Origin of the sequence: Streptomyces sp. WAC06614, from assembly GCF_003949795.1 — a bacterium.
Taxonomy (GTDB): domain Bacteria; phylum Actinomycetota; class Actinomycetes; order Streptomycetales; family Streptomycetaceae; genus Streptomyces.
In genome coordinates, this window is the sequence record NZ_RPRY01000003.1 from 16,858 (window position 1) to 32,738 (window position 15,881).

Sequence of the window (15,881 nt, forward strand, 5' to 3'; positions counted from 1 at the left end):
GGCCGGCGTCGTGTCAGCCCTGCCGGGCATGCGGCGGGCGCTGAGCCCTCGTGATCAGCACCAGACCGAGGAGGAGGACCACCACACCCGGCATGGTGGCGACGGAACGGTAGGCGGGATCGACCGCCAGGAGACCGATCACCTGAGAACCCAGCGCGGCGGCGATCAACAGCTGAGCCCAGCCGAAAAGGCGCAGCCGGACGATGTGCCGGCGCTGCCAGGGCAGCAGCCAGCCACGGCTGAGCGCCGCCACACCGGAGGCGGCGAGCAACAACGCGATCACACCGATGGGCACCGCGACGTACAGGCCAAATCCCATGCCGACCTCCCTTTCCGTGAGCGGGATCATGTCAGGCCGCCTTCGGCTCACCTTCGGGAGGTCCCTGTGACGCCAGCCACGCCCGACCTCGATCAACGTTTCCCCCGACTTCCAGCCCCGTCTCTTCCGCGTGGCCTCCCGCCGCCCCGGACCGTAAGGCCGATAGCCGATCGGTGGAACCACTCCATCGGGGCTGGACCTCGGCGCCGTCACTCGATCGGCGAAAGCTGCGCCGTGGCGCCCGGGCGTACGACAGGCTGGTGCGGTACGCATTCGGCATCCCGAGGCAGGAGCTCACGAGCGTGTCCGCGAGCGTTGCAGCAAATGACCAGGTACCCCTGCCCACGGCACACGACGTGCCATTGGGCCCTCTGGCGGGAATGGACGTACCGCTGTGGCATACGGCGAGCGGCTCGGTGCTTCATCTGTCGGCGGAGTGCAGGGCGTTCCGTGTTCCTCCCCAGCGGGCTGGCGTCAGCCTGCAGGTGCCGGATCGTGGAAGCATGGCCGAAGTTCCGGAGCCCGGGGGGTGCCGGCGTTGCCCCAACCCGTTCCCCGACTATTACACGCAGGCCCGCCGTCTGATCTCACGCATGGAGGAACTGGCGGCACTCGCGGGCCGGCTCTCCTCCGGGCATGACCTGGAGGCGTACTGCGACGTCCTCACGTTCGGCCTCCACGGGCCGGACTGGAGCAACCCGAGAGACGCCCATCGCCTCCTGCGAAAGCCTCTCTCAGCACTGGGCGCCGCCCGTGATCGGTTGACAGAACTCCATGCCGACGCCTACGGCAGCGGGAAGGCTCAGGAAGAGCTGCTCCTGATCGGGACGGGCGCGCTCCTCGACTCAGACTTCCGAAGCCGTCGGCCCGGGAAGTTCCGGCTCCCGTGGCAGGAGACCTGGGAGGAGATCTGCGAGCAGGCCCTCGACGCGCAGGAGGTGAAGGAGTCGTCATCGGGTACTGCACGCTATGGCTACCAGTCCGGCTTCGACCGGTGGTGCGAGAGCTGGCTCAATGCCCTGATGCGTCTCACCCCTGCCGAGCAGGGAAGCCACGCCTCCCCAGTAGCGGCACGTTGGGCGCGCGCGCACGCCGCCCTGGAGCGGTTGATCAAGCGCGACCTACAGGATGAACCGTGGGTGGTCAGGCTGACCGATCAACTGCACCATGTCGGACGCGGAATGGTCACCGGCATCGCTGCTTCCATGGCCGAGCCGGTGGTCGTGGCCTACGACGGACGCGAGGGGATCGATCTCCCGTGGCCGGCTCAGTACCTCCTCTGGGCCCAATATCCAGGCGGTGTCCGCCCAGCCGGCTCCAGCCAACACCGTCTCACGGCAGTCCCCCGGCTCTTCACCCTCCTCGACGGTCTCTCGCGCCGCTCCCTGCGAGTGATCGGCGACACCGAATGGCACGACTCGCCAACCGTGTACCAAGAAGCCATCGACAACGTCCCCAGGGCAGCGTTCTCACCCGACGCCCACTGCTGGTGGAACACCCAAGCAGCCGGCAGGCTCCCCCACCTCCTGTTCATGGCCCGCGCAGACGCCGCCTCCACGCAGCAACAGGCACAGCGCGCCCAGGCACCTTGGCGGTAAGACGGCCACAGCCTCGGTCCCAACGAAGCCCGGCAAACCTGCCACGCCGCGAACCACTCTCTGGTTGGGTGGCTCAATGGAGCACCAGGAGTATCTTGGCCACCGCCTCATCGAAGTAGCCCTTCTTCCCGCGAGGGTGGTCTACCTCATCGCTGAAGGCAGCACGAGCGGTTTCCGGGCGGCGGTGCGGGCGGCGACCCAACGCTGGGGCGGCATGACCGAGCCGATCATCGAAGCCTCTACGGATGCCGACACCGTCGCGGCGGCGGAGCTGATCCGAGTTGCGGATGTCCAAGCGCTCGTCAATGTGAACGCCGACCCTGGACGTGCTCGGGAACTTGCCGACTTCTGGAATCTTCCGCTCGTGGCCCTCGACGCCATGGGCTCGACAGGAATCTGGCAGTTCACGAGCCGGCCTGAGGCTGCCTGCCACAACCTGATCGGGCCAGCAGCGGACACCTGCTTCCGGGCAGATCCGGAGGGACCGCTCTGGGCCGTGGCAGTGGCGGGTATCTACCACGCTCCAGACGAAGCCGCGTACCAAAGTCCCGTGATCCCCGCGCAGGACACTCTCCTCGGTGCCGCACAGAGCACCGGCGCCACGGCCCTACAGCAAGGTATGGCCGGCTTTCAGGAACACCAGCGCTCAAGTCAGAGCGTGCATGACGAGCTGCCGATCGTTGTCGTCGTCGCCCGGCCGGATTCTCTGCCCGACGTCCTGTGGTTTTGGAATGCTCGCGCTCTGCGCTTGCACGTACACACCGAGATGCCCCTCTTGCTGTTCCCCGACGATGCACCGAAGAACTGGACCAACTTCGCGCGCGACATCCGGCTGGCACAGGTCCACTCGGGGCTCCGCGTTCAACCGGACGTCGTCTTCATCAGTCAGAGCGTTGCGGAAGATGACCTGCACGAAGCGGCGCATCAGGCCGGTCTCGTCGCATCGTTCGACCATGAAATCCGCCACAGCCGTCTTGCTGAGGCTCCTGAGCCTCTGACCTACGCGATCAACCTGGACGTCTCTTCAGGATGGCTCTTTGATCGCCGGTGGGGTGCCATGAAGCGCAGCGGTTTCCATCAGTTCGCCGGGCCCAGCCGGTTCGACGTCAAGCTGCCCGTCACCCTGCAGCACCCCGCAGCCGGTCTGCTGCGCCTTGCCGGAGAGCCCTTCAACGGCCTTCCAAAGCATCCCGTGGTCGCTCGTATGATCACGGAACAAGGCAGGGGCCAGATTCGATTTCCGGCGTCCTGGCACGGCGACCAACTACAGATGCCCGTTTCCCTGCCGTGGTTGGACTGGCCTCGGCTGACTCTCACCATCCCGAAGCTGGTGGAGGTCGTACCTCGACTCCTGAACGAAACCACCAACCGGTTCGAGCTGTCGACGCCGGGCAAGATCGGCGTCACCATCTCCCAGCAGTCCGACGTCGGTGCACTTCTCGACCTACTCGTCGTGGAATCCCTCACCGCCCTCAAGACCGAGCGCACCGAGCACTTCATCAAGGCGCTGGACCATCGCATTCCCGGGCGCATCCTACTCGAGGATGCCAAAGAGCTCGCCCGCGAATTCGGCGGACGCATGGACCGGAAGTTCCGCTCCGCTACGAACGCCCTGAACAACTGGCGACCCCAACAGGTGACCCCCGCTCTCGAGAGGGCCTGTGAACAGGGATGGGCCGAGCGTGGGCTTGGACTGGACTGCGAGCAGTGCAAACTAAACAGCTTCATCCCGCTACAAGCGAGCACCGGCCAGGCGGTCTGCCCTGCCTGCTCGGCACCGGATCGGTACGGGCGGGACAACGGCAAGTCCGTCGAGATCATGTATCGCCTCAACGGGTTCATCGACCGAGCCGTTGACAACGGCGTGCTCACCCACCTGCTCGTCGTCGCCGCCCTGAAAGAGCGCGCCCCCGACTCACACTTCCTCCCCGGCGTCGACGTTGTCTTCGGAGATGGCGACACGAAAGAAGTCGACATCTTCGGCGTCTACAAGGGAAAGGTCCTCGCAGGCGAGGCGAAGGTCAGCGCCTCCGAGTTCGCCAAGGAAGGCCAGATCAGGCGCGACGTCGAACTCAGCCACCGTCTCAAGGCCGACGTGCACGTCATGGCGGCAATTGACATCATCCCCGACCCGCTCCTGGAGGAAGCACGGGAACATTGCAGAATGGCGGGTCTCGAACTTCTCGTCCTGCATGAACCCGACCTCCGGCCTCGCCTGGCGGAAGCGCGCACCGAACGGGACCGCCAGGCCGAGGCACAGGCACGGGCGCAGCAAAGCCGACGACGAAGGCCGTAGCTCGCCCCGCAACGGATGCCACCCCGGGCGCGGGGCATCAGGCAACGTCGCCGCGCGACGTTTCAGGGTGCCGTGTTCAAGCGGAACCTGCGCCATCAGCCTGGCTAGCATCTGGCCACGACACCAGTGATCATGATGGGCTACAGGAAGCTGCCAACCGACGTGCCGCGATGCGCGCTCGTGCGCTCCCTCCCGCGCCGGAACTTATTAGGCCATCCTGGTGACATGGCGACCCTCCCGAAGGCCCCATGCCCCTCCTGCTCCGTTCCGCACGCCTTGCTGCCCACCAAACGAATCGGGTACGGATCGGTCAAAGACCACAAGATCGAGCCCCGGGCACTGGTGCTTTGTCCGGGCAGCATGGTCCACGTCGCTTACGCCGAAGCACGAGCGTGGCAGCTTGAGTTCGAGCGCGCACAGCAGGAGGCAGCGGCGCCGGCCGCGGTGGAAGAAACGCTCTTCGAGGGATGAGGATCAGAGAGCCGCACCCATGCGACGCATCGCAGTAACAACGAGGGGTTCGCGAAAGTCACCATGCCCCGACCTCCCGCCGACATTAGAGCGCCTTCTCGCCCCAAACGACGGCGGCTGCCGTGAGTGACCGGCAGGCGTCGGTGAATGGCGATGCCCAACCTGAGCGTCGGGTTGCCGGGGCCGTTGTGGTTTACGAGGGTCGAGTGCTGCTCGTACGGCGACAAATTGCAGAGGGCCAGCTCTCGTGGCAGTTCCCGGCGGGCAAAGTCGAACCGGGCGAGTCCTGCGAGGAAGCCGCCGCCCGCGAGACGAAGGAGGAGGCTGGCCTGGAGGTGGCCGCCGCCGCTCCGCTGGGCGAGCGGGTGCATCCAATCACCGGTCGGCACGTGTCCTACACGGCCTGCGAGGTGGTCGGTGGGGCCGCACACGTGGCGGACGCCGATGAAATCGCTGAGGTCGCGTGGGTGACCCTGCCGGAGATCCCGCAGTACATCCCGTACGGACTCTTCGAGCCGGTCCAGCGATACCTGGACGTCGCCCTTCGACGTTGACCACAGCTACCAGGGCGAGAATGCCTCGGCGCCCCACAGCGGCAGTCCATGGGCGGTGCCCTCTCCTGGCGACCCATACACCGGTGGGATGTAGGACCCGTGGACGCGGTCACACAATCTCAGAGAGGCCACCCCGCGCGAACATCCAGTCGCCTCCGAACCGTAGGCCTCCGTCGCGCACACGGCGTTCCGTCACATCCTGGCGGAGGGAGGGGACAGGCGAGGGCGTTGTCACTTGCGCACAAGATCCGCCACGCACGCTCCATCCACGGATCGAACGCCCCCGCCGGGTCCGACGGCACGATCGTAGGAGCCGACGGCGCAGCGGCAGCCACCACTGCCCTTCGGAGGCATGAGGGCTCGACCAGCCAGCGACTAGACCTAACTACTCGTCAGTAAAGTCAGCAAAAGGTCAGCATTCGTTCGACCAAACTTGGTTACAGCCTGCGACACATGAGACTCGATCATCGGCGTCGAAGGCGCTCGCACCATGTCCGGCTGCCTCTCCTGCGAAGTCAAAACCGGAGGGCCGGGAGCGAGCACAGCACCCGACCCTCACCCCACATAGACCAGCAGGTCAACGCACCCTTCCCCTGGGTTTCAGGTGCGTCGGCGGGAGTTCGGGGGACGGAATCGGAGGGCCGTCGTAGCCCTTCACCTCGCCGAATCGGGACCCGTTCATCCAGTCTTCGCGGGCCTGCGCGATATCATCGTGTGACCGTCCGATCCAGTTCCAGAACCATTGGATCTCAGAGCATTTCCGCAGGTCAGAGGGTTACGAGTCGCCGGAAGTCAGCAAAAGTCAGCATGCGCGACCCTCTGGCGGGACGTTCTCGGAGCCGCCCTCACTCCCAGCAGGCCGTCTCATTTCACTGTCCGAATGCTGGATAACACTCGCCGCTGAGCGATCCGGCACCCTAGTCTGGCCGGGCAGCTGGTTCGCCCCGTCCGCCAGGCGGGATGCGTCGCAAGAGGGAACCCGGTGGGAATCCGGGACTGCCCCGCAGCGGTGAGCGGGAACGACCGCCGTCATACGCACTGGGACCGGACAACGGTCCTGGGAAGCGACGGCCAGTAGGTGCCCGCCGGGAGACCGGCAGGCGTGCCCGCGAGTCCGAAGACCTGCCCGTTGCCCGCACGCGGACGATTCCGCGCGCGGATATCCCGGTGACCTCGTGGGCGGGTCGGCGTACACAGCGAGCGGTACCTGCGGTGTCCTTTCCCGCAACGTGGTCCGCGCGTTCTGTCGTCCCTTCGCGTCCGCGTCCCGTCGTCCGGGATGTTCTGGACACATCTCGCGAAGGAGAGTTCCGTGACAGCGAAGCCCGCAGCCGCGGCAGCACGAGCCACCGTGTACGGCTATCCCCGCCAGGGTCAGAACCGCGAACTGAAGAAGGCCATCGAGGGCTACTGGAAGGGCCGCGTCACCGCCGACGCCCTCCGGCAGACCGCAGCCGACCGGCGCCGATCCAACTGGCAGCAGCTGACGGACGCCGGCATCACCGAGGTACCGACCGGTGATTTCTCGTACTACGACCATGTACTCGACACCAGCGTGATGGTTGGCGCTGTCCCTGAGCGGCACCGGACGGCGGTCAGCGCCGACGCGCTCGACGGCTACTTCGCGATGGCGCGCGGCACGCAGGACGTGGCCCCGCTGGAGATGACCAAGTGGTTCGACACCAACTACCACTACCTGGTGCCCGAACTCGGTCCCGACACCGTCTTCGCCGCCGACTCCACCAAGCAGGTCGCCGAGCTGAAGGAGGCCCTCGCGCTGGGCCACGCGGCCCGCCCGGTCCTCGTCGGCCCCATTACCTACCTGCTGCTCGCCAAGCCCGCCCCCGGCGTGGCCGCCGACTTCCAGCCGATCACCCTGCTCGACCGGCTGCTGCCCGTCTACGCCCAGGTCCTGGCCGACCTGCGCGCCGCCGGAGCCGAGTGGGTGCAGGTCGACGAGCCCGCCCTGGTCCAGGACCGCACCCCGGCCGACCTGAACGCCGCCGCCCGTGCCTACCGGGAGATCGGCGCGCTGACCGACCGGCCCAAGCTGCTCGTGGCCTCGTACTTCGACCGGCTCGGCGACGCCCTCCAGATCCTCGCCGCCGCCCCGGTCGAGGGTCTGGCCCTCGACTTCACCGACTCCGCCGCCTCGAACCTCGACGCCCTCGCCGCGGTCGGCGGGCTGCCGGGCAAGCGCCTGGTCGCGGGCGTCGTCAACGGCCGCAACATCTGGATCAACGACTACCAGAAGTCCCTGACCACCCTCGGCACCCTCCTGGGCCTCGCCGACCAGGTCGATGTCGCCGCGTCCTGCTCCCTGCTGCACGTCCCGCTCGACGCCAACGCCGAACGGGACATCGACCCTCAGATCCGGCGCTGGCTCGCCTTCGCCCGCCAGAAGACCACCGAGATCGCGACCCTCGCCCGCGGCCTCGCCCAGGGCACCGACGTGATCGCCGCGGAGCTGGCCGCCAACCGCGCCGACCTCGCCTCGCGCGCCCATTCCGCCATCACCCACGACCCCGCCGTCCGCGCCCGCACCGCCGCGATCACCGACGCGGACGGCCGTCGCTCCCAGCCCTACGCGCAGCGCACTGCCGCGCAGCGCGCCCACCTGGGGCTGCCCGTACTGCCCACCACCACCATCGGTTCGTTCCCGCAGACCGACGAGCTGCGCGTGGCTCGTGCCGACCTGCGGGCCGGCCGCATCGACGCGGCCGGGTACGAGGAGCGGATCGAGAACGAGATCCGCGAGGTCATCTCCTTCCAGGAGAAGACCGGCGTCGACGTGCTGGTGCACGGCGAGCCCGAGCGCAACGACATGGTGCAGTACTTCGCCGAGCAGCTCACCGGCTACGTCGCCACGCAGCACGGCTGGGTGCAGTCCTACGGCACGCGCTACGTCCGCCCGCCCGTCCTGGCCGGAGACATCTCCCGGCCCGAGCCGATGACCGTCCGCTGGACGACGTTCGCGCAGGCTCAGACGTCCAAGCCGGTCAAGGGCATGCTCACCGGTCCGGTCACCATGCTCGCCTGGTCGTTCGTACGCGACGACCAGCCCCTCGGCGACACCGCCCGCCAGGTGGCGCTGGCCCTGCGCGACGAGGTGAACGACCTGGAGGCCGCAGGCACTTCGGTCATCCAGGTCGACGAGCCGGCGCTGCGCGAGACCCTGCCCCTGCGGGCCGCGGATCACGCGGAGTACCTGGCCTGGGCGACCGAGTCGTTCCGGCTCAGCACCAGTGGTGTGCGGCCGGACACCCAGATCCACACGCACATGTGCTACGCCGAGTTCGGCGACATCGTGCAGGCCATCGACGACCTCGATGCCGACGTCATCAGCTTGGAGGCCGCCCGCTCCCACATGCAGGTCGCGGACGAGCTGGCTGAGCACGGTTACCCCCGTGAGGCCGGCCCGGGCGTCTGGGACATCCACTCCCCGCGCATCCCGAGCACCGACGAGGCAGCCGGACTCCTACGCAAGGGCCTGGATGCCATCCCCGCCGAGCGACTGTGGGTGAATCCCGACTGCGGTCTGAAGACGCGTGGTTGGACCGAGACCCGAGCCTCCCTGGAGAACCTTGTCGCCGCCGCCCGCGAGGTCAGGGCGGAGCTGGCGGTCGACAACGGCTGATGCCGCGCGGTCTGGGCCGGACGCCTCGGCGTCCGGCCCAGACCGGCCACGACCGGACAGGAGCGACGCAGGCCCGGCAGACGGGAAGGTCTCAGGTGGCGAAGCGGAACACCCTGCACGTCATGGTCGACGGGCAGCTCATGGTGGCTCTGACCCCCAAGGAATACGCCGGCCTCATGACCATGCGCCGGCAGGTGGGCGGACTGGGGGCCCGGCTGCGCGTGGTGCGCGACACCCTGAGGGACACGACCGAGTTCCTTTCGACGCTGGTCGCCGCACTCGAGGCAGATGACCGTGCCGGGTGTCACCACTCGGCCGGAAGTGCCGCGCCCCCCATTGCCGTCCTGCTCGCTTCAGCACCCGAACTCCTGCACCGCGCCAGGCGCGTTGCGGGGAATCCCCGCAGCCGTTCCCCGCGACGGCGTAGGCATTGAACTGTCTACGCCTGGCCGGCAAGGCAGCGTCCTCGGTCCAGGGGTCCCGCGAAAGCGGCCACGTTTGGAGACAGTCAACATGTCCACCCGCACACCGACTCGCCGCGTCGAGGTCCTCGGCCCTCCGGGCGAGCGCCATGGCGAGATCCTCACTCCGGAGGCGCTGGAGTTCCTGGCGCGGCTCGACGCCGCGTTCGCGAACCGCCGCCGCGAGATCCTCACGGCGCGCCGCCACCGTGCGGACCGCCTCGCCTCGGGATCCCCGTTGGGCTTTCCCCGTGCCACCTCGGCCGTCCGTGACGCCCCCAACTGGCGGGTCGCACCGCAGGCTCCGGGCCTGACCGACCGCCGTGTGGAGATCACCAGTCCGCCGACTCCCCGGATGGCGGTCCACGCCCTGAACTCCGGTGCCCGGGTGTGGGTGGCTGATTTCGAAGACGCCACCTCCCCTCTCTGGGAGAACATCGTCGGCGGCCAGTTGACCCTCCTCGATGTGTGTCGGCGGCGCATCGACTTCACCACCCCGGAGGGCAAGGAGTACCGACTTGGCACAGCCTTGCCAGCCATCATGGTCCGCCCCCGCGGCTGGCACCTGGAAGAAGAGCACCTGACGGTCGACGGCCGCTTCCTGTCGGCGTCCCTGGTCGACTTCGGCCTCTATCTCTTCCACTGCGCGAAGCACCGGATCGACAGCGACTCCGGCCCGTACTTCTACCTCCCCAAGTTGGAGAACCGGTACGAGGCACGCCTCTGGAACGACGTGTTCCTCCTTGCCCAGGACCTCCTCGGCATCCCGCGCGGCACGATCCGGGCCACCGCAATCATCGAGACGGTCACTGCCGCGTTCGAGATGGAGGAGATCCTCTACGAACTGCGCGAGCACAGCGCCGGCCTCAACGCCGGCCGCTGGGACTACCTCTTCAGCTTCATCAAGACCTTCGGCCACCACCCTCGCTTCCTGCTGCCGGACCGCACCGAGATCGCCATGAGCGCGCCCTTCATGAGGGCGTACGCCGCACTGCTCGTCCGCACCTGCCACCGGCGCGGCGCCCACGCGATCGGCGGCGTCGCGGCCCACCTCCCGCACAAGGGCCCCGCGGCCGGCCAGGCCATGGTGGACAAGGTGCGCCTCGACAAGGAACGTGAGGCCAGAGACGGTTTCGACGGAGCCTGGATCGCACACCCCGCCCTGGTGTCCGTCTGCCGCGAGGCCTTCGACGCAGTTCTCGCCGGCCGCCCGCACCAGATTCACCGCGCACTTGACGGCGTGCGGGTGAGCACCACCGATCTGCTGTCCGTACGCCGCTCAGCCCTGCCGCCGTCGAGGGAAGAGATCCGGTCGAACGTGTCCGTCGCCCTGCGCTACTTCGATGCCTGGCTGCGGGGTCGGGGTGCCGTCGCTCTGGACGGGCTGCTGGAGGACACTGCCACGGCCGAGATCGCCCGAGCCCGGCTCTGGCAGTGGACGCGGCATCGCCTGATCTCCCGGGAGGAGCTGCGTGGTCTGATCGACACCGAATCCGCCGCCCTGGCCCGGGAGCAGCCCGGCGCGCGGGTGTCAGAAGCCCGTGAGGTCCTCGAACGGTCGATTGTCATGCGTGACTTGCCTGCCTTCTTCACCCCCGAGGCGTACCGCCGTCACCTCGTCCGCCGTGTGGCGGTGTCGTCATGAGTTCGTTCAGCACCCGGACGGGTACATCGCGCACGAGCGGCCGTGAGGAACGCGTCGTCGCGGGGTTGCCGAAGTGGGACCGGTGCGCGGTCATGGGCGTCGTGAACGTGACCCCCGACTCCTTCTCCGACGGCGGTCACTGGTTCGACGCGGCAACTGCCGTCAAGCACGGTCTGGACCTCGTGGCCGAGGGCGCCGACCTGGTCGACGTCGGCGGCGAGTCGACCCGCCCCGGCGCCTCCCGTGTCGACGAGGAGGAAGAACTGCGGCGCGTCATCCCGGTCGTTCGAGACCTGACGGCAGAAGGTGTCCTCGTGTCCGTCGACACCATGCGCGCCTCCGTCGCCGCACGGGCGATCGACGCGGGCGCTGTCCTGGTCAACGACGTCAGCGGGGGCCTGGCCGACCCCGCGATGGTCCCGGCCGTGGCGGCCGGCGGAGTCCCCTTCGTGGTCATGCACTGGCGGGGGTTCAGCCACGACATGAACAGCCGCGCGGTGTACGAGGACGTGGTGCGCGAGGTCGTCGCGGAACTCGGAGCCCGTGTCGAGGCCGTAGTGGCCGCAGGCATCCCCCGGGAGCGACTGGTGATCGATCCGGGACTGGGCTTCGCCAAACGGGCCGAGCACGACCTCCGCCTGGTCGCGGGCCTGGCCGAGATGTGCTCGCTGGGCCGTCCCGTCCTGGTTGCGGGCTCCCGGAAGAGGTTCCTCGGACACGTGCTGGCCGACGCGGACGGCACACCACCACCCGCGCATGGACGGGACGCCGCCACGGCTGCCCTCTCGGCGATCGCCGCCTACCAGGGTGCCTGGGCCGTCAGGGTCCATGACGCCCGTGCGACGGTCGACGCGGTCAAGGTTGCTCACGCGATCGCTGCTGCCGGCTGAAAATGAGGAACGGTGGGGGTGTGACGACACCACTCGCCACACCACCCACCGTTCCCGACCACCTCCGGCGCACCCTCAGCCCCGGAGTCGTGCCAGGCCCCTCAGACCCGGCCGTATGTGTGGAACCCGCGGCCGCTCTTGCGGCCGAGCAGCCCGGCCTGGACCATCCGCTGGAGCAGCGGGGGCGGGGCGTACAGGGGCTCCTTGAATTCCTCGTACAGCGACTCGGCGATCGCGGCGACGGTGTCCAGGCCGATCAGGTCGGCGAGCTTGAGCGGGCCCATGGGGTGGGCGCAGCCCAGCTCCATGCCGGCGTCCACATCGGCGGCGCTCGCGAACCCGGACTCGGCCATGCGGATGGCGGAGAGCAGGTACGGGATCAGCAGCGCGTTGACGACGAAGCCTGCCCGGTCCTGGGACCGGACCGTGGTCTTCCCGAGGGCATCACGGGCGAACGTCTCGACTGCGGTGATGGTGTCCGCCGACGTGTGGAGGGAGGAGACGACCTCGACCAGGGGGAGGACGGGTACGGGGTTGAAGAAGTGGAGTCCCACGACCCGGTCGGCGCGGCCGGTGGCCATGCCCAGGCGCATGATCGGGATGGCTGAGGTGTTCGTGGCGAGGATCGCTTCCGGATCCGCGACGATCTTGTCGAGGGCCGTGAAGATCTCCGTCTTGGCTTCGGGGTTCTCGGTGACGGCCTCGATCACGAGCTGCCGGTCGCCGAGGTCCTCCAGGTCCCCGGTGAAGACGAGGCGCGCCAGGGCGTCTTCGGCGGAGATCCGGTCGAGCTTGCCGCGCTGGACCGCTCGTTCCAGGGAGACGGCCACGCGCTGGCCGGCGGCACGGGCGGCGGTGGCGTCGGCTTCGGCGACGACGGTGTCGAGGCCGGCGCGGGCGCACACCTCGGCGATGCCCGCGCCCATCTGGCCGCCGCCGACGACACCGACACGCCGGATACCGGCAGGCTGCAGGAGGGCGTTCACGCGTTCACCTGCGCGGGGGCACGGCGGACCAGGTGACGGGTGTAGGCGTCGGGCGTGAAGAACAGCGGGAGCTGCATCGAGAGCGCGGAGTCCACGAAGACCTCCCGGGCTTCGAGGGCGAGCGCCTGCGGGTCCTCGGCCTCCAGGGTCGCGCATTCGGCGTCGAGGAGGTCGATGACCGTGTCCGGTCCACCCGGTCGTGGCGCAGCCACTGCCAGATCTGGACGCGGGCGATCTCGGCGGTGGCTGCGTCCTCCATCAGGCCGTTCAGCGCGACGGCGCCGCTGCCGCGCAGCCAGGCGTCGAAGTAGCGCAGGGCCACGGCAATGTTCGAGCGGATGCCCTCGGAGGTCGGCGGGGCGGCAATCCTGCGCACGGACAGCAGGTCGGCGGCGGTGACTTCGACGTCCTCCCGGGTGCGTTCCAGTTGGTTCGGCCGGTCCCCGAGGACGCCGTCGAAGATCTCGCGGCAGAGGGGGACGAGGCCGGGGTGGGCGACCCAGGATCCGTCGAAGCCGTCCTCGGCCTCCCGCTCCTTGTCGAGGCGGACCTTCGCGAACGCCGCGGCGTTCGCGTCCGGGTCCTTGCTCGGGACGTGGGCGGCCATGCCGCCGATGGCATGGGCTCCGCGCTTGTGGCAGGTGCGGACGAGGAGTTCGGTGTACGCCCGCATGAAGGGGGCGGTCATGGTGACGGCGGCGCGGTCGGGAAGCTGGAAGTCGGTGCGGTGGCCGAAGGTCTTGATGAGGCTGAACAGGTAGTCCCAGCGGCCCGCGTTGAGGCCGGCGCTGTGCTCGCGCAGCTCGTACAGGATCTCCTCCATCTCGAACGCGGCCGTGATCGTCTCGATCAGGACCGTGGCGCGGACCGTGCCGCGCGGGATGCCGAGGAGGTCCTGGGCGAACACGAAGATGTCGTTCCACAGGCGGGCCTCGGTACGGTTCTCCAACTTCGGGAGGTAGAAGTAGGGGCCGTACCCGGCGTCGATCTGGCGCTGCGCGCAGTGGAAGAAGTACAGGCCGAAGTCTACGAGCGAGGCGGACACGGGCCGTCCGTCGACCTCCAGGTGTTCTTCCAGGAGGTGCCAGCCGCGCGGGCGGACCATGATGGTCGCGAGGTCCGACCCGAGGCGGTACTCCTTGCCCTCGGAGGTCGTGAAGTCGATTCGGCGCTCGATGGCGTCGAGCAGGTTGAGCTGACCGGCAATGACGTTGTTCCAGGTGGGTGCGGTGGCGTCCTCGAAGTCGGCCATCCACACCTTGGCCCCGGAGTTCAGTGCGTTGATCGCCATGCGGCGCTCCGGCGGGCCGGTGATCTCCACTCGGCGATCGGTCAGGCCTGGGGCGGGCGGGGCCACGCGCCAGTCGGTGTCGGCGCGGACCGCGGCCGTGGCGCGGGAGAAGTCCAGTGGCGTGCCGGACGCCAAGTGGGCGGAGCGGCGGCGGCGTTCCTTGAGGATTTCCAGACGGCGGTCCGCGAAGGCGTCGTCGAGCCGGGCGATGAATTCCAGGGCCTCGGGAGTCAGGATCTCCTCGTGGCGCTCAGCCGGCGCGCCGAGAACCCGGACGCTGCTGATCAGGGGCGTGAGTGACATGAGGTTCTTCTCCTCAGCGGTGGGCGGCGGGCGCCCGAAGGGGGGGAACCCCTCGGGCGCCGTCGGACGGCGAGCGGCAGAGCGCCGGGCTGGACCCGGCTGGACCCGGAGCGGAGATTCCTAGTGGAACTGCTCTTCCTCGGTGGAGCCGGCGAGCGCGGTGGTGGAGGAGGCCGGGTTGACGGCGGTGGAGACGAGGTCGAAGTAGCCGGTGCCGACCTCCCGCTGGTGCTTGACGGCGGTGAACCCCTGGGCCTGGGCGGCGAACTCTCGCTCCTGGAGGTCCACGTAGGCGGTCATGCCGTGCTCGGCGTAGCCGCGGGCGAGGTCGAACATGCCGTGGTTGAGGGAGTGGAAGCCGGCCAGGGTGATGAACTGGAAGCGGTAGCCCATCGCGCCCAGCTCCCGCTGGAACTTGGCGATCTGGTCGTCGTCCAGCGCGGCCTTCCAGTTGAAGGACGGCGAGCAGTTGTAGGCCAGCATCTGGTCGGGGTACTGCGCGTGGATCGCCTCGGCGAACTCGCGGGCCTGGGCCAGGTCCGGGGTTCCGGTCTCCACCCAGATCAGGTCGGCGTACGGGGCGTAGGCGAGGCCGCGGGCGATGACCGGAGCCATGCCGTTGCGGACGTGGTAGAAGCCCTCTGCGGTGCGCTCGCCCGTGCAGAACTCGGCGTCGCGCTCGTCGACATCGCTGGTCAGCAGAGTGGCCGCGAGCGCGTCGGTACGGGCGATGATCAGCGTCGGGGTGTCCGCGATGTCGGCGGCCAGACGGGCCGCGTTCAGGGTGCGGATGTGCTGCGAGGTCGGCACGAGGACCTTGCCGCCGAGGTGACCGCACTTCTTCTCGGAGGCCAGCTGGTCCTCGTAGTGGATGCCCGCGGCGCCCGCCGCGATCATCGCCTTGGTCAGCTCGAAGGCGTTCAGCGGTCCGCCGAAGCCGGCCTCCGCGTCCGCGACGATCGGCGCGAGCCAGTCCGTCGTGTCCGTGCCGCCCTCGGCGGTGGCGATCTGGTCGGCGCGCAGCAGCGCATTGTTGATCCGACGGACCACCTGGGGAACCGAGTTGACCGGGTAGAGGCTCTGGTCCGGGTAGGTGTGCCCGGCCTGGTTCGCGTCGGCCGCGACCTGCCAGCCGGAGAGGTAGATGGCCTGCAGCCCGGCACGCACCTGCTGGACCGCCTGGCCGCCGGTGAGCGCGCCGAGGGCGTGGATGTAGTCCTGCTCGTGGAGCTGCCGCCACAGCCGCTCGGCGCCGCGCCGGGCCAGGGTGTGCTCCTCGCGCACGCTGCCCGACAGGCGGACCACGTCCTCGGCGGAGTACGTCCGCTCGATCCCCGCCCACCGCGGGTCGTCCGCCCAGCGCTGCTTGAGCTGCTCGGCCGCCGCCTTGTTCGCCTCTGCCATGACCGTCACCGTTTCCGTCGTCGCTT

10 protein-coding genes, 2 pseudogenes and 1 riboswitch are annotated in these 15,881 nt (G+C 68.8%); of the genes and pseudogenes, 7 read left to right on the forward strand and 5 right to left on the reverse strand.

The genetic code is table 11. The annotated features are described in order from the left end of the window. Positions 1-13 precede the first annotated feature (13 nt). The gene (locus EF918_RS00775) at positions 14-349 is read right to left on the reverse strand and encodes a hypothetical protein (protein WP_260609674.1); all 336 of its coding nucleotides are present in this window, start codon (positions 347-349) and stop codon (positions 14-16) included. 563 nt (positions 350-912) lie between these two features. Here EF918_RS00775 and EF918_RS00780 point away from each other — a divergent pair. The 4 genes from EF918_RS00780 to EF918_RS00795 all read left to right on the forward strand — a co-directional run bounded on the left by EF918_RS00780 (position 913) and on the right by EF918_RS00795 (position 5,238). Next, a complete protein-coding gene (locus tag EF918_RS00780; protein WP_125638885.1) occupies positions 913-1,917 on the forward strand; it encodes a hypothetical protein in 1,005 nt (334 codons plus the stop codon). 76 nt (positions 1,918-1,993) lie between these two features. Further along, the gene (locus tag EF918_RS00785; RefSeq protein WP_125638888.1) at positions 1,994-4,213 is read left to right on the forward strand and encodes a hypothetical protein; all 2,220 of its coding nucleotides are present in this window, start codon (positions 1,994-1,996) and stop codon (positions 4,211-4,213) included. 225 nt (positions 4,214-4,438) lie between these two features. Beyond that, positions 4,439-4,684 (forward strand): hypothetical protein, encoded by a 246-nt coding sequence (locus EF918_RS00790; protein ID WP_125638891.1) that lies wholly within the window; start codon positions 4,439-4,441, stop codon positions 4,682-4,684. Between the two features lie 122 nt (positions 4,685-4,806). Continuing rightward, positions 4,807-5,238: an NUDIX hydrolase gene (locus EF918_RS00795; RefSeq protein ID WP_260609675.1), complete on the forward strand. Its 432-nt coding sequence runs from the start codon at positions 4,807-4,809 to the stop codon at positions 5,236-5,238. A gap of 577 nt (positions 5,239-5,815) precedes the next feature. Here the strand turns inward: EF918_RS00795 and EF918_RS37870 are convergent. Further along, positions 5,816-5,989 (reverse strand): annotated as a pseudogene (locus tag EF918_RS37870) (pirin family protein); the annotation flags it as partial. Positions 5,990-6,156: 167 nt separating this feature from the next. Continuing rightward, a riboswitch (cobalamin riboswitch) is annotated at positions 6,157-6,383 on the forward strand. Between the two features lie 167 nt (positions 6,384-6,550). Here EF918_RS37870 and metE point away from each other — a divergent pair. From metE to folP, 3 genes are all read left to right on the forward strand, one after another. Then, on the forward strand, positions 6,551-8,875 hold the full coding sequence (metE, locus tag EF918_RS00805) for a 5-methyltetrahydropteroyltriglutamate--homocysteine S-methyltransferase (protein WP_125638894.1): 2,325 nt from the start codon (positions 6,551-6,553) through the stop codon (positions 8,873-8,875). Positions 8,876-9,388: 513 nt separating this feature from the next. Next, positions 9,389-10,981, forward strand: coding sequence for a malate synthase A (gene aceB, locus EF918_RS00810; RefSeq protein ID WP_125638979.1), 1,593 nt, complete (start codon positions 9,389-9,391; stop codon positions 10,979-10,981). Continuing rightward, a complete protein-coding gene (folP, locus tag EF918_RS00815; RefSeq protein ID WP_125638897.1) occupies positions 10,978-11,871 on the forward strand; it encodes a dihydropteroate synthase in 894 nt (297 codons plus the stop codon). The genes aceB (EF918_RS00810) and folP overlap by 4 nt, the downstream gene beginning before the upstream one ends. A gap of 101 nt (positions 11,872-11,972) precedes the next feature. Here folP and EF918_RS00820 read toward each other — a convergent pair whose 3' ends face one another. The 3 genes and pseudogenes from EF918_RS00820 to aceA form a co-directional block, all read right to left on the reverse strand. Further along, positions 11,973-12,857, reverse strand: coding sequence for a 3-hydroxybutyryl-CoA dehydrogenase (locus EF918_RS00820; protein WP_125638900.1), 885 nt, complete (start codon positions 12,855-12,857; stop codon positions 11,973-11,975). Beyond that, a pseudogene (gene aceB / locus EF918_RS37875) lies at positions 12,854-14,451 on the reverse strand (malate synthase A). The gene EF918_RS00820 and the pseudogene aceB (EF918_RS37875) overlap by 4 nt, the downstream one beginning before the upstream one ends. Positions 14,452-14,571: 120 nt before the next feature. After that, positions 14,572-15,855, reverse strand: coding sequence for an isocitrate lyase (gene aceA / locus EF918_RS00830; protein ID WP_125638903.1), 1,284 nt, complete (start codon positions 15,853-15,855; stop codon positions 14,572-14,574). Between the last annotated feature and the right edge of the window lie 26 nt (positions 15,856-15,881).

What these genes read in the sequence shown, in the direction of transcription:
- aceB (WP_125638979.1), top strand. Translation starts at nt 9,389, where the DNA reads ATGTCCACCCGCACACCGACTCGCCGCGTCGAGGTCCTCGGCCCTCCG.
- EF918_RS00785 (WP_125638888.1), top strand. Translation starts at nt 1,994, where the DNA reads ATGGAGCACCAGGAGTATCTTGGCCACCGCCTCATCGAAGTAGCCCTT.
- folP (WP_125638897.1), top strand. Translation starts at nt 10,978, where the DNA reads ATGAGTTCGTTCAGCACCCGGACGGGTACATCGCGCACGAGCGGCCGT.
- EF918_RS00775 (WP_260609674.1), bottom strand. Translation starts at nt 349, where the DNA reads ATGATCCCGCTCACGGAAAGGGAGGTCGGCATGGGATTTGGCCTGTAC.
- aceA (WP_125638903.1), bottom strand. Translation starts at nt 15,855, where the DNA reads ATGGCAGAGGCGAACAAGGCGGCGGCCGAGCAGCTCAAGCAGCGCTGG.
- EF918_RS00780 (WP_125638885.1), top strand. Translation starts at nt 913, where the DNA reads ATGGAGGAACTGGCGGCACTCGCGGGCCGGCTCTCCTCCGGGCATGAC.
- EF918_RS00790 (WP_125638891.1), top strand. Translation starts at nt 4,439, where the DNA reads ATGGCGACCCTCCCGAAGGCCCCATGCCCCTCCTGCTCCGTTCCGCAC.